The following is a 13,149-nucleotide window of genomic DNA, read 5'->3' as shown; positions in this document are numbered from 1 at the left end:
GCGGTTGCGGGCATGTCTCGCACCGAAACGAACAAGATCGCGCTCCGTGAGAAATAGAGGGCAGGATATCCATCGAGGCGACGCAGAGGGAATTAACTGATGAAAACAATGGTTGTACCGCTAATGGCCGCAATAAGTCTTCTGCCTGTTTCGCAAACAATGGCACAATCGGGAGCGATGGACACGGTTCCCGCCAAACCGGATGCGCAGGTCACCTTCATGAACTGGTCCGAGCAGCCTTACAGCCAGTGGGCCTTCCGGAATGTCGGCATTGCTCCCAGCCTCATGGTGCCCAGGGCAGGCGATATCGTGATGCTGGAGGAAATTCCGGACCCCTCGATCGGTGATCTCAGTTTCGATTACGGCGGCAAATCATACACGGTTCGCGAAGCAATGATCGGAGACGACACGGACGGGATCGTCGTTCTGAAGGACGGCAAGATCGTTTACGAAGAATACTTCAATGGCTTTGGTGAACGGGATCACCATCTTTGGGCTTCGAGCACCAAGTCGCTGGTCGGCCTGGCCATGGGGCTCCTTGTGGAGGATGGCAAGGTCAATGTCGATGATCTGGTCGAGACCTACATTCCCGAACTGAAGGGGACCTATTTCGGAAATCGAACGGTACGCGACGTTCTCAACATGGTCTCGGCCCTCGGCTACACGGAGGATTATGAGAATTTCGAACCCGGCGCGGTCAGTACGGAGTACTTCCGCAGGCTTGGCTTTATTCCCGCGTTTGACTTGATGGCGATGAACCCGAAGAAAGACGATACCCCTCGCGGCATCCTGGAGTTCTTGCCCCGTTTTGAGGGGAACCCGGACCTCAAGCCGAGAGACCGGTTCGAGTACCATTCGCCAAATGTGGATGTTGCCGGCTGGATTATCGCGCGTGTCTCAGGCAAGCCGCTTCACCAGTTCATTGCAGATAATGTCTGGAACAAGCTGGGCGTGGAACATGATGCATTCTTCATGTCCGACGTCGCCTTCAATCCCATCGCAACAGGCGGCTTCAACACCACCTTGCGCGACTTTGCCCGGGTTGGTCAGGTCGTTGCCAACAATGGTGAATATAACGGCGTGCAGGTTTTTCCGGAATTTTGGGTCAAGGATACGTTCAGCCTGACGGAAGAAGAGCTGCAACAGATGTCGCAAAGCGATTACAAGGACCCGGCAGCACCACGCTTCGATGACTGGCTGGAGGGCTACAAGAACTATCTTTGGGTTCATGACGCCGAAAAAGGTATCGGAACCTTCAGAGGTGTGTTCGGTCAGCACCTTTACGTCAATCAGGCGGAGAATGTGGTCATCGCTACGTTTTCGTCAGCCAAAAGCGCGTCAAATGCCGCTCGCGAAACTAACAAGCCTCGTCTCGCGGCCTTTGATGCAATTGCCGGCCACTTGAAATAGGCGAGGGTAAGCGCCGGGCACTTGGCTAGCCTTTCTTGAATGGCGCATGTTCTGCGAGCGCTTCGTTTTCCCGTTCGACTGCGAAGCGCTCCTGTTCCAGGTAATCCGCGACAGCCTGATGGAGCCCCTCATGCGCAATCCAGTGCGCTGAATAGGTCGTTGCGGGCATATAGCCCCGTGCCAGCTTGTGCGCGCCTTGCGCTCCCGCTTCGACGCGCTTCAATCCTCTGTCAATGGCAAAGTCGATGGCCTGGTAGTAGCAAAGCTCGAAATGGAGGAAAGGATGATGTTCCGTGCAGCCCCAGTGCCGGCCAAACAGTGTCTCGGAGCCCATGAAATTCAATGCACCCGCGATGTATCGGCCATTGCGCCTGGCCAGTACCAGAAGCGTCTGTTCCGCAAGACGCTCATTGATAAGCGAGAAGAAATTCCGGTTGAGATAAGGACGGCCCCATTTCCGAGAACCCGTGTCCATATAGAATTTGTAAAAAGCGTCCCAATGAGCCTCGGTCAGATCCCGGCCGGTAATCCATTCCACTTCGATCCCCTCGGCGCATAGCGCTTCACGGCGTTCCTTTCTGATCGCCTTTCGCTTGCGAGAAGCAAGATCGGCAAGGAAGTTGTCGAAACTGTCGTAGCCGTTGTTTTCCCAATGAAACTGCTGGTCGGTTCGTTGCAGGTAACCCAGCTCTCCAAGCGTGGTCCATTCCGCCTCGGTCAGAAATGTCGAATGAACGGAAGAGGCCCCGGTTCGCTTGCAAAGCTGCACCAGACCGGCCGCTAGCGCTTGCAATCCCGCTTCCCGGTTTACACCTGCTCCGGTCAGGAAACGGCGTCCGGTCGCAGGCGTGAAGGGAACCGAGATTTGCAGTTTTGGATAGTATTCTCCGCCAGCCCGGTAGAACGCATCCGCCCAACCGTGGTCGAAGACATACTCACCCTGTGAATGACTTTTCAGATACGCCGGGACGGCCCCGAGAACAGTACCGGTTTCATCTTCCAAAATCAGGTGCCGCGGCAGCCATCCGGTGTCTCCAGTTGCACAACCGGAGCTCTCGAGGGCATCAAGAAATGCGTGAGAAAGGAATGGGTTAAAAGATATTTCTTCAGAAGCTGGATTAACTTCAATGTCAAGTGCGCTCGTCAAGTCATCGAGTAGGCCTTTGGATTGGCGTTTCTGGAGCGTTCCGCTGCCGGAGAGCCGCCATCCGGGGTTGGCCACACTGTCCCAGGCTTCAGGTGCCACATCGCTTAGCGAAGACAGAACGCGCAGCGAAATCGTCTGCTGGCCGCTGTTTTCGGCCGCACTGGTACTATCCGTCGAGGAGGAAGAGGTCATGCGTTGTAGAAAACCAAAATTCCAGATCATGAACTCTTAAATGTAGCGCGGCTGTTTTGCCGCGCAAGAGGCCGCGAGATCAGTTTCCCCCGGCCTCAAATCTGCCTTCGGCTATTTGTCCGGGTCAAAGCCTTCAAAGACGATCTGGTCTGCATACCGGGTGGCCTTGGCGCGCTGCTCCTGTGTACGAACCGTCCAGGTCATCAGGGGCAGCTTGAGCAGAGATCTCATCAGACTTGGCCCCGCCTTGGGCAGGTCGTTGATGCCATAGGAGATGAAATGCGGCCGGGTGCGCGGGACATGCAAGAGATGGCGCAGAATGAAGCGGTCCGTTCGACCGTACCGAGCGTAATCCGGTCCGGCTTCGGCCCCGTCAGCAACAATGCCACGCAGAACTGAGGGCTTGTGGTTCCTGGCATGTGAAATCATGTCAGGGTCGAAGGACTTGATGCAGACAGGCCCCTTGTAGGCTGCCACTTGGTCCGTGACACGTCGAACAAAATCGCCTTGTGCGTCCCGTCGCATCAATGACTTGATCTCGATGACCAGCGGTACCTTGCCGTCAACCTGGTCGAACAGATCCTGAAGCAGCCACAGCTTGTCTGTTCCGGTCTTCATATGGATCTGCATCAGATCGCCGGAGTTTTGTTCGATCACCTTGCCGGTGCCTTCCGCAAGCCGGTCGAGCGTGTAGTCATGGAAGACCAGCGCTTCTCCATCAGCCGTTTCCTGAACGTCGACTTCGATGCCGAAATTTTTATCAATTGCTTTCTGAACGGCGGTAGGGGTGTTTTCAATGATGCCGTTGTCAGCATCGTGATATCCGCGATGGGCGACCGGGCGGGCGAAAATAGTCTTGAGGGCAGGGGTCATGGGTCGGACTTAATTCGATAAAGAAAACAGCGGCGCCTTGATTGAAAGGCGCCGCAGGAAACGGCTTTAGTCGGCGATTTCAAAAATGGCTTCGATCTCGACCGCAGCCCCGAACGGCAACGAGGCAGCGCTGACGGCTGAACGCGCGTGGCGGCCCTTGTCACCCATGGCTTCGACCAGGAAGTCGGAGGCACCGTTGATCACCTGGGGTTGATCGCCAAATTCTGCGGTCGAATTCACAAAGCCGACAATCTTGACCAGACGAACCACTTTTTCCAGATCGCCCGTCGCGGCCTTGGCCTGAGCCAGAAGGTTGATGGCACACAGCTTCGCGGCTTCCTTGCCGTCTTCGATACCAAGTCCGTCACCCAGCTTGCCGGTCGCGACGATCTTTCCGTCACTCATCGGAAGCTGGCCGGAAACGAAAAGCTGGTTGCCTGTCTTGACGAAAGGGACGTAGTTCGCCGCGGGAGCGGCAGCGTTCGGCAGGGTAATGCCCAGCTCGTTCAGACGGGCTTCTATGGTCGTGCTCATTTGGCTTCTCCGCACTTGTCAACTCAGGTTCAGGAACTTGTGCATTTGCACATATTGGAGAGGTGTCTTGGCGCAAATTCCGAAAACTGACAAGGTCAATTTCTACCGCCTGTCTGGGTTATGAGCGCTTAAGCAAGCAAAACCGGCGTCTCACCATCATTCTTCCGTAGTTTTCTGTGAAGTTTTCCGTGCGATCTGAGGATATCTTGGAGGGGCTCCAATTCGCTATGGCGAAAGACACAGATAATCGCATAATGACGGCGAGGGCGGCATCGTTTGCTACCCGAACGAGTACGAGGTACCCTGATGCTGTGCGTTTCAAAGCGCTTGTCCCTGGCAAACTCCACTGCAATTCTGGCTTTCACCGTCGGACTGGTTCCGATGAATGCCGCGTTCGCCGCCACGGCGGGTGTCGCGGCCGTCCATGAGCTCGCTCCACACCGGGCAGTTTATGACATGAAACTCGGCGAAATGGAGGATCAGTCGGGTATCGCAGGTCTGAACGGACGGATGGTCTACGATTTTTCCGGCAGCGCCTGTGAAGGTTACAGCGTCAATTTCCGGTTCGTGACCGAATTCCAGAACGCGGATGGCGGTTCTCAGGTTACGGACCTTCAAACCACTTCCTTCGAGGAGCCGCAGGCGGAAAGCTATCAGTTTCTGTCGAAGACCTTTGTCGACCAGGAACTGGTCGAGGCAACAAGGGGAACTGCGCGCCTCGGACAGGACAGCAGGACGGTCGAGCTGAAGGAGCCGTCTGAAAAGTCGCTTGATATCGGGCGGGAAGTGCTCTTTCCGACTGAACACCTGCTTTCGATCATGAATGCTGCGGAAGAGGGCGTTCCGTTTGTAGCCGCGGACATTTATGACGGCGCAGAAACCGGTGAAAAGGTCTACGCCACGACCACCGTGATTGGTGCAAAGGCCACAAGTCCGGTGAAAGCGGGATCCGATGGTCCCGACGCTCCGCTTGCCGGACTGAGCTACTGGCCGGTGACAGTCGCCTATTTCGATCCGACGGACGAAGAGGGCTCTGGTGAGCTTATGCCGGTTTACCAGCTTTCTTTCTGGCTTTACGAGAACGGTATCAGCGGAAACCTGAAGCTGGATTATGGTGACTTCACCATTCAGGGCAAGATGGCCGCGCTTGAGCTTTACGACGAAGCAGATTGTTCCAAACCATAGGCAGTAGGGCGGCCTGCGGTCAGGTCAGGATTTTTTCGAGTCCTCGGCGACCTTGGCTGCGTGTGTCAGTCCGAGTTCGACTGCGGCCTTCCCGAACTTGTTTCTGAGCTTGTCCACCGCAAGCTCGGCATTCTTCCTGCGTTCGGCCGTTTCATCGACAAGGTCCTGCGGGTCAGCTCTGTCCGCAGATTCCAGGTCACTTACTCCAATACCAATCAGGCGGAAACGACGGCCGTCAGCTTCGGCTTCAAGCAAGGCTTCCCCTGCGGCATAGATCCGATCGGCAAGCTGGGTCGGGTCGGGCAGGTGCCGGGCTCTGGTGATTGTCTTGAAGTCGGCGGTTTTCAGTTTCAGCGTGATACCGCTGCCGGAAATTTCCGCCTTTTTCAGTCTTGCCGACACCTTTTCGGACAAACCGCGCAAAATTGGCCGCAAAGTCTCGAAGCTGGAAATATCGGTGCGAAAGGTTGTTTCTGCAGAAACGCTCTTGGCGCCACGTTCGGGTTTGACAATTCTGGTGTCATCGCCGTGTGAAAGCTGCGCCAGGCGCAATCCGATAGACCCGTAGCGCCGCGCGAGATCGGCTGCCTCCATGGTCTGCAACTGACCGATTGTTTTTATGCCATCGTTTTCCAGTTTCTTCTGGAATACCTTGCCGACGCCCCATATCCGTCCGACAGGCATTTCGGCCAGAACGGACTTTGCTTCCGCAGCGCCTATGACCGAAAACCCGCGAGGTTTTTCAAGATCTGAAGCAAGTTTGGCAAGAAACTTGTTGGGAGCCAGGCCGACTGAAGCCGAGATGCCGATATCGGATTCAACGCCCCGAATAAACTTGGCAAGTGTTTCGGCCGGAGTGGCCTGATGCAGACGCTCGGTACCGGTCAGGTCCAGAAAGGCCTCGTCGATTGAAAGCGGCTCGACCAACGGCGTGAGCGCGCGCATGCGGGTACGGATCTCTTTGCCGATCCGCGAGTATTTCTCCATGTTGGGTTTGATGACAACGGCATCCGGGCAGGCTTCAAGTGCCTTGAACATCGGCATCGCGGAGCGCACACCGTAAATTCGGGCAATATAGCAACATGTTGAGACGACGCCGCGCTGGCCACCACCCACGATCACAGGTAGATCCTGGAGTTCAGGATTGTCGCGTTTTTCAACGGAAGCGTAAAATGCATCACAATCGATGTGGGCAATTGCAAGCAGATCAAGTTCCGGGTGAGACACGACCCTCGGACTGCCACAAGAAGGACAACGCTGCGCTGCCGCTGCAAAACGGGTGCCGCAATCCCGGCAAAGACTTTTTTGCTCCTGAGAGGTTTGGGTCACGGCAATACCGTTTGTTCTTGCGACGGTTTTGTTCTGTGGAGTGATTTCACACTTAAAGAATAGCGTCGATGAAGCTCGTCGTCTCCTGCCAGTCTCCAGTCAGAAGGTCAATATGGCCTTCAGGTTGCGTTGCGCTGCGAAAGCGCGCATCGGCTATGAACTGAATCTGCACCGTGGAAGGAAGGGTTGCCTGAACGGATCTATGATTGGTCGGGCTGTCGTCAATGAAGACGACGGGTGACGGACGCCCGGCCGCAAGCGCTGCGACGGCGCCACCCTTTGGACCGGAATTGGTGAGAACGGGAAAGGAAATACCCAATTCGCTGAGGAGTTTCTCACGTGTCGGCTTGTTGTGGCCGCCCGGAAGATTGGTCAACAGGACAATGTCCCAGTCCCTGGCAAGTTGATTGAGCGCGGTATCGGCACCGGGAACCATGTCCTGTCTGTGGGTGACGTCGTCGAAAAACGTCATCAGGTGTCTGCGCACATCTTCTGCAGCCAGTGTTTCACGGCTTTCCTTGCTGCCGATATTTCCCGTGAGCCGATACTCGTGCTTCAGGAACATCAGACCACGTTCATGAAGATAGTCTTCAAGGTGTGAGATCATGTGAAGGATGACTTCATCGACATCGCAAATGATCAACGGATTATCCGACTGTGGAAGCAGGCGAATTTGGGCAAGCGTTTCGGGGTTTGCCGGTGTGGGCTCAGGCATGCTCATCCTCACCGCCCGCGAGCGCGTAGCGAGCTGCGGCGATCATGGTTGGACGAATGCTGGCATTTTCGCAAAATGCAAGCAGAAGAGGTTCATCCATCATGTAGAATTCAAGAACTCCAGCAAGAAAGCCCGGTTCGCCGGCGGCGGTTCGAATCACATCCGGTCCGATACCCGAAAAAGCCAGAAAACGACCGATCTGTTCCGGGTCCCGGCTGAGCTGCAGGAGCGCCTCTGTGGCAATTCCCTGTGCTTCTTCAACGGATAATGACTTTCCCTGCATATTTTTCATTGTGTTTTTTTGCCTTTCTGAAACGATTCCGGGTTAGAACAAATCTAATGCGGGCCGGGGAAGGGTTCTACCGCGGACGATGAGACGCTGCGCTGAGTAAGATGGGACCGGCAGAATGCCGGGTGAAGGGCCGGACAATATGGCAAAATCCGTGTTGATCGTAGAAGACAACGAGCTGAACATGAAACTGTTTCATGACCTGCTCGAAGCTCACGGTTATAACACCTTACAGACCCGTACCGGAATAGAAGCGTTGCAGCTTGCGCGTGAACATCACCCGGATTTGATCCTCATGGACATCCAGCTTCCCGAGGTGTCGGGCCTTGAAGTGACCAAGTGGATCAAGGAAGACGACGAAATTTCTTCGATTCCGGTCATTGCGGTGACTGCCTTCGCCATGAAGGGCGACGAGGAGCGGATCCGGCAAGGCGGGTGTGAAGCGTACATCTCCAAGCCGATCTCGGTTGCAAAGTTTCTTGAAACTGTCCGTGCTTATCTGGGAGAGGCGTGACCGGTTTTTCATGAAAATCTGCGTACTTGTCTAGAAGTTCGCAAGATTTCGTGCAATCACAAGGTGTTGATTTCATCACCTTAGCGTCAAAGCACATTGCAACTTAAGCCACTCTCACTCATATTAAGATTACAAATTTACTAAAAGTGCATTGTTCCTGTGCATATTTTAGGGAAAATGTTGCATTCGGGTTACAATGGGATAGGGTGACCGCAGATTAGGGTCATACCCGATCCGCTCTTTCGTGAGGTAAATATTGTCCTGACGTAGGATAGGCAAAAAAGTTTCCCCTCGGAGTGCTCAGGTCCGCCGCATCTCCTGGGTCCGTGGGGCAGGTCGGCAGGGAACCGGCCGATGAGTGGCCTCCTCGAATGCCGTGTTCCCGCCGACCACAATTTTCCTGAAATGAAAACAGGTTCCGATCCGCGCAGGCTTCTGCGCGGTTTTTTGTTGTGAATCCGGTCACAAAAAAACCCGCCATAAACGGCGGGCTTTTCTGTTTTACCAGGTCGGCAAGATTACTTGATCTTGGCTTCCTTGAATTCAACGTGCTTTTTGGCAACCGGGTCATACTTCCGCTTGACCATTTTCTCGGTCATCGTGCGGGAGTTCTTCTTGGTGACATAGAAGAAACCGGTGTCCGCCGTGGAGAGGAGCTTGATTTTGATTGTTGTCGCCTTGGCCATGGCCTTGGATCCTGTTCTCGGTTATCGGGCAAAGGGTTCTTATGGCCAGATTGGCTGGCGGTGAATCTGCCCCAATGTCTGAAATCAGCGCGCAAAGTACTCATCAGGGCGTCAAAGTCAAGCACTCCCTGTGCTCCGGGTCATATTTTGATGTGCATCGCGTCAGGTTTTCTTTGCTCTTACCGTCACTTCTGCAGCCAGTCGCTCTTAACGCGGTCAGTTTGCCTTGGGCATCCTGCTGGCAATCGCCTTGATCTCTATGATGGCATCTTCGCGCACGAAACCGCTGACCTCGATTGCGGTCCATGACGGATATGGCTCTTCCACATACTCCGCACGAATGGACTTGAAGAGCTCAAGGTGATCAAGCAATCCGACGTGATAGGTGGTCATGTCGACCAAGGCAGAATAGCTCAAACCATCTTTGGCCAATACAAGACCAACCTTGCGAAATGCAGTACGGATCTGGGTTTCCGGATCGTTCGATAGGCTGCCATCGGATTCGGCGCCTGTCATTCCAGTCAGGAAAAGAAAGTCTCCGCAGGCGAGACCGGGAGACATTTTCCAATCAGTATGTTGGGACTGCAATTCGTCGGGAACAATAGCTCGCTTTTTCATCAGTCAGCCCTCCAGCCGCTCCGGCAAGGCCAGTTAGGCCTGCCTGGTAGAACTTGCCTCAGGCTTTATCATAAACCAAAGCAGGCTGAGCGTTCGCAAATTCCTTGCGCGAGGTGTGAGAAGGGCAAAAACCTCAGGAAACCGCACTGAGAACATGGGCGATCAGCAGTTGCTTCGGTGGAGCCGATTAGATCATTTCCCGGACGAACGCACCTTTGCGGAAGAAATAGTAGGGAACCGCTGTTGTCGGTGACAGGTCGGGGTCCGAATTCAGCCGATCTTCCAGATCCGTCAGGATCTTCGTGGTGATAAGCGGCAGTTCCTTCTGCCGGGCTTCTTCAAGCGTCAGCCATGCGCAGTCTTCAAGTTCGCCGGAAGGGCCTTTGCCATCCGGAAGCTGGTCGGCTATGGCATCCGCCCAAACAGCCAGGAAGCGTGTGTCGAAGCGACGGGGGCGCTGAGGTGGTGTGATCGCCCGCGCGATCATGCGCAGGCCTCCAAGATCAGGCTGAATTCCACGTTCAGAGAACGCTTCGAAGCCGGAACCCAGCCGAAGCGCAGCTTCGCCTGATTTCTGACCGATGAAAAGCCCGGCTTCTTCGTAGGTCTCGCGTATTGCTGCCAGGGCAAAGGCCCGCACGCGTGCCGCAGACTTGCTGTTTTTCAAACCTTCCGACAGTTTCGCTTCCACATCGGGATGGTACGGCAGCACATGAGAGATCCGCGAGTCCGCCGGATCGACCCTTCCGCCCGGAAAGACGAACTTGCCTGGCATGAAGGTGTGGCGCATGTGCCGGCGACCCATCAGCAGCTTGATCGTTCCCTGGGCGTCACGGTCCAGGATGAGCAGCGTTGCTGCATCTTTCGGTCGGATATAGGGATAGTTTCCGGCTCGCTCGTCTTTCGCCAGCTGCTTTTCGAATGAACCGCTCATGAGACCCTTTCAGATGGTTCCGGAAGCGGGGGAAGGTCGTCTTCCGCTTCCGGGTCGAAACCGTGCATGTAAAGCGCCCATTGAAGACCCACCAGCGCTCCCTTGATGGGGCGCATCAAAGCGAGTGACAGGATGATGGTCAATGGCAACCAAAGTGCCATATGGATCCAGATGGCAGGGCGCCAGAAGACTTCCACCAGCAGCAAGGCGGGAATAATGACGTGTCCGACAATCGTGATGGTGAAGTACGGCGGTGCGTCGTCTGCGCGTTGGTGGTGAAACTCCTCGCCGCATTCGCTGCAGGCATGTCTGGTTTTCAGGAAACCATCGAAGACGCTTCCCTTGCCGCAGTTCATGCACCTGTTGAATGCACCGCGCAGCATTGCCGGAAGAACGGGTCGCCGTGGCTTCTCCTTTGCCTCGTCCTCCGGTACCTCAACATTCTCATTCAGTTCATAATGAACCGTCACGAAGACCTCCTTCGGTTCTTTCTGCTTGAGGAGGTCTTGGTGCGGCCACCCTTGGGCGGTCCGCGTCTGGCCTTGGGCGCTGCCTTTCGAATCTTCTTCCCCGCAATCCGTCCATTGCTGAGTAGTTCGAATGTCAGCGCGCCGGCAAAAGGTGCTGCTTCCACCAGCCTGACCTCCACTTGGTCGCCAAGTTGGTAAGTCTCACCGGTTTTGTCACCTATCAGTGCATGCGACCCTTCGTCGTAGCGGTAATAGTCCAGGCCTATTGTGGAGGCTGGAACAAAACCGTCTGCACCCGATTCTTCAAGGCGAATGAACAGTCCGGACTTTACCACGCCTGCGATCCGGCCCTGGAAGGTCGCTCCGACTCTGTCGCTCATCCACAACGCGATCAGCCGGTCGATCGTGTCGCGTTCAGCCAGCATTGCGCGGCGTTCGGCCGCAGAGATCTCTGCACCGATTGCCTCAAGTTTGGTCTCGATTCCTTCCGGCAGGCCATCGCTGCCAAGACCGAGCGCGGATATCAGTCCCCGGTGAACGATCAGATCGGCATAGCGTCGAATGGGAGATGTGAAATGCGCGTAGCGGCGAAGGTTGAGCCCGAAATGGCCGATATTTTGCGGCGTGTACTCCGCCTGTGCCTGGCTTCGCAGCACCACTTCATTGACGAGATGGGCCTGCGGTGTGTCTTTCACTTTCGCCAGAATGCCGTTGAAGACAGAGGGTCTCAAGCCGCCGGAGGACGGCAGCTTCATGTTGATCGTCGACAGGAAATCCTTGAGGCTTTCAAGTTTTTCCGGCGTTGAAGCGTCGTGAACCCGGTAGAGCAGGGGACTTTTCTTTTTCTCCAGCGTCTCGGCGGCGGCAACATTCGCCTGAATCATGAATTCTTCGATCAGTTTGTGCGCATCAAGACGTTCCGGCACGTAGACGCTGTCGACCGTTCCGTCTTTCTTGAGCTTGATCTTGCGCTCCGGCAGATCCAACTCCAGCGGTTCGCGTGCGTCCCGGCCTTTCTTTAGGGCGTCATAAGCAGCCCAGAGAGGCTTCAGGACGCCTTCCAGCAGCGTCTCCGTCTTGTCATCAAGGACGCCGTCAATGGCCTTCTGTGCCTGAATGTAGGAAAGCTTTGCGGCAGAGCGCATCAGAACGCGATGAAACGTATGACTGATCTTCCGTCCGGTCTTGTCGAACACCATGCGCACGCCAAGCGCCGGTTTGTCTTCCTTTTCACGCAGGGAACACAACTGATTGGAAATGCGCTCCGGCAGCATCGGGATCACGCGGTCAGGAAAGTAGACCGAATTGCCACGCAAATTCGCTTCCCTGTCCATTGGAGAGCCAGGCGTCACATAGTAAGCAACATCGGCGATGGCCACATGGACCACATGACCGCCTTCGTTCCCGGACGTTTCGTCAGGCTCGGCATACACCGCGTCGTCGTGATCCTTTGCGTCCGGCGGGTCGATGGTGATGAGCGGTATTTGCCGCCAATCTTCCCGAGTGCCCAGCTTCTCCACCGGTTTGGCGGCCTCGGCCTGTGCTTCGACGCTCGCAGGGAACACATGCCGGATACCATGCGAATGCAGGGCGATTTCCGAAACGGCCTTTTCCGAATTCATCGATCCGAAACGCTCGACGATCGAGGCGCGTGGATGACCGTAGCGTCCCGAACGCGTCACCTGAACACTGACGAGATCGCCATCTTCGGCTTCTTTCAGATCGGTGGGGTCGATGTCCAGTTCTCGTTGCTTGCGGTCGATCGGTTCAAGATAGGCCGGACGATCCTTGTCGCGCTTCCTGAATATGCCAAGAATTGCGCCCTGTTTCTTCTCAAGAACCTTGACCACGCGAGCAGCGTATTGAGCTTCTGGCCCTGCTTCAGCTTCGGTCAGGCGGATGAGGGCACGGTCGCCCAAACCAGGTTGTGTGCTTCTCGTTTTGCCTGTCAGAACCAGAATTTTCGGTGGTTCACCGGCCTCGTCGTCCCAGTCTACCGGCACACCCAGAAGATCGCCATCCCGGTCGCGGGCGATCAGATTGGCAACAAAAACGCGGGGCAGATCGCCAGGCCGGATCATGCGCTTGTTGCGCTTCTCGACCAAGCCTTCTTCAGCAAGGTCTTTCAGCATCTTTTTCAGATGAATTCGGGCGCCGCCAATGATGCCGAAATGGCGGGCGATCTCTCGTTTGCCTGCCCGTCCCGGATTATCGGCTACGAAGGCGAGAATGTCTTCGCGGGAAGGCATCTCG

General features: G+C 55.5%; 14 protein-coding genes. 3 read left to right on the top strand and 11 right to left on the bottom strand.

Annotated features, from left to right (window positions below; translation table 11 throughout):
- Positions 1 to 99: 99 nt before the first annotated feature.
- Positions 100 to 1,410, top strand: coding sequence for a serine hydrolase domain-containing protein (locus ABLQ08_RS00740; protein ID WP_352938273.1), 1,311 nt, complete (start codon positions 100 to 102; stop codon positions 1,408 to 1,410).
- 25 nt (positions 1,411 to 1,435) lie between these two features.
- Here the strand turns inward: ABLQ08_RS00740 and ABLQ08_RS00735 are convergent, their stop codons facing one another.
- The 3 genes from ABLQ08_RS00735 to ABLQ08_RS00725 all read right to left on the bottom strand — a co-directional run bounded on the left by ABLQ08_RS00735 (position 1,436) and on the right by ABLQ08_RS00725 (position 4,156).
- Positions 1,436 to 2,749, bottom strand: a complete 1,314-nt coding sequence (locus tag ABLQ08_RS00735; protein ID WP_352940490.1) for a GNAT family N-acetyltransferase — start codon at positions 2,747 to 2,749, stop codon at positions 1,436 to 1,438.
- A 111-nt stretch (positions 2,750 to 2,860) separates the two neighbouring features.
- On the bottom strand, positions 2,861 to 3,622 hold the full coding sequence (locus ABLQ08_RS00730; RefSeq protein ID WP_352938271.1) for a glycerophosphodiester phosphodiesterase family protein: 762 nt from the start codon (positions 3,620 to 3,622) through the stop codon (positions 2,861 to 2,863).
- 66 nt (positions 3,623 to 3,688) lie between these two features.
- A complete protein-coding gene (locus ABLQ08_RS00725) occupies positions 3,689 to 4,156 on the bottom strand; it encodes a RidA family protein (RefSeq protein WP_352938269.1) in 468 nt (155 codons plus the stop codon).
- A 306-nt stretch (positions 4,157 to 4,462) separates the two neighbouring features.
- On the opposite strand from ABLQ08_RS00725, the gene ABLQ08_RS00720 reads away from it, so the two are divergent.
- Complete coding sequence (locus ABLQ08_RS00720) at positions 4,463 to 5,341, top strand: cell envelope integrity EipB family protein (protein ID WP_352938267.1); 879 nt, start codon at positions 4,463 to 4,465, stop codon at positions 5,339 to 5,341.
- A 24-nt stretch (positions 5,342 to 5,365) separates the two neighbouring features.
- Here the strand turns inward: ABLQ08_RS00720 and ABLQ08_RS00715 are convergent, their stop codons facing one another.
- Genes ABLQ08_RS00715 through ABLQ08_RS00705 form a run of 3 tightly spaced genes read right to left on the bottom strand, consistent with a single transcriptional unit; the run spans position 5,366 to position 7,677 of the window.
- Entirely contained in the window at positions 5,366 to 6,670 is a 1,305-nt protein-coding gene (locus tag ABLQ08_RS00715; protein ID WP_417714880.1) for a DNA polymerase IV, read from the bottom strand.
- Positions 6,671 to 6,722: 52 nt separating this feature from the next.
- The gene (locus ABLQ08_RS00710; protein WP_352938265.1) at positions 6,723 to 7,385 is read right to left on the bottom strand and encodes a hypothetical protein; all 663 of its coding nucleotides are present in this window, start codon (positions 7,383 to 7,385) and stop codon (positions 6,723 to 6,725) included.
- Positions 7,378 to 7,677, bottom strand: a complete 300-nt coding sequence (locus ABLQ08_RS00705) for a DUF3572 domain-containing protein (RefSeq protein ID WP_352938262.1) — start codon at positions 7,675 to 7,677, stop codon at positions 7,378 to 7,380. Before ABLQ08_RS00705 ends, ABLQ08_RS00710 begins: the two co-directional genes overlap by 8 nt.
- A gap of 139 nt (positions 7,678 to 7,816) precedes the next feature.
- Here ABLQ08_RS00705 and ABLQ08_RS00700 point away from each other — a divergent pair, with 139 nt between their 5' ends.
- Positions 7,817 to 8,188, top strand: coding sequence for a response regulator (locus tag ABLQ08_RS00700; RefSeq protein ID WP_352940488.1), 372 nt, complete (start codon positions 7,817 to 7,819; stop codon positions 8,186 to 8,188).
- A gap of 518 nt (positions 8,189 to 8,706) precedes the next feature.
- On the opposite strand, the gene rpmG is transcribed toward ABLQ08_RS00700, so the two are convergent.
- The 5 genes from rpmG to rnr all read right to left on the bottom strand — a co-directional run bounded on the left by rpmG (position 8,707) and on the right by rnr (position 13,145).
- Positions 8,707 to 8,874, bottom strand: coding sequence for a 50S ribosomal protein L33 (gene rpmG, locus ABLQ08_RS00695; RefSeq protein WP_008192710.1), 168 nt, complete (start codon positions 8,872 to 8,874; stop codon positions 8,707 to 8,709).
- A gap of 216 nt (positions 8,875 to 9,090) precedes the next feature.
- On the bottom strand, positions 9,091 to 9,492 hold the full coding sequence (locus ABLQ08_RS00690) for a RidA family protein (RefSeq protein ID WP_352938260.1): 402 nt from the start codon (positions 9,490 to 9,492) through the stop codon (positions 9,091 to 9,093).
- Between the two features lie 187 nt (positions 9,493 to 9,679).
- Positions 9,680 to 10,426: an NUDIX hydrolase gene (locus ABLQ08_RS00685; protein ID WP_352938257.1), complete on the bottom strand. Its 747-nt coding sequence runs from the start codon at positions 10,424 to 10,426 to the stop codon at positions 9,680 to 9,682.
- Positions 10,423 to 10,896, bottom strand: coding sequence for a DUF983 domain-containing protein (locus ABLQ08_RS00680; protein ID WP_352938255.1), 474 nt, complete (start codon positions 10,894 to 10,896; stop codon positions 10,423 to 10,425). The genes ABLQ08_RS00685 and ABLQ08_RS00680 overlap by 4 nt, the downstream gene beginning before the upstream one ends.
- A complete protein-coding gene (gene rnr / locus ABLQ08_RS00675) occupies positions 10,893 to 13,145 on the bottom strand; it encodes a ribonuclease R (RefSeq protein WP_352940487.1) in 2,253 nt (750 codons plus the stop codon). Before rnr ends, ABLQ08_RS00680 begins: the two co-directional genes overlap by 4 nt.
- Positions 13,146 to 13,149 lie beyond the last annotated feature (4 nt).

It is taken from the genome of Roseibium sp. SCP14 (assembly GCF_040329475.1).
Taxonomy (GTDB): domain Bacteria; phylum Pseudomonadota; class Alphaproteobacteria; order Rhizobiales; family Stappiaceae; genus Roseibium.
Note: the sequence above shows the minus strand (reverse complement) of the source record. Positions and strands in the feature narration are given on the sequence as shown.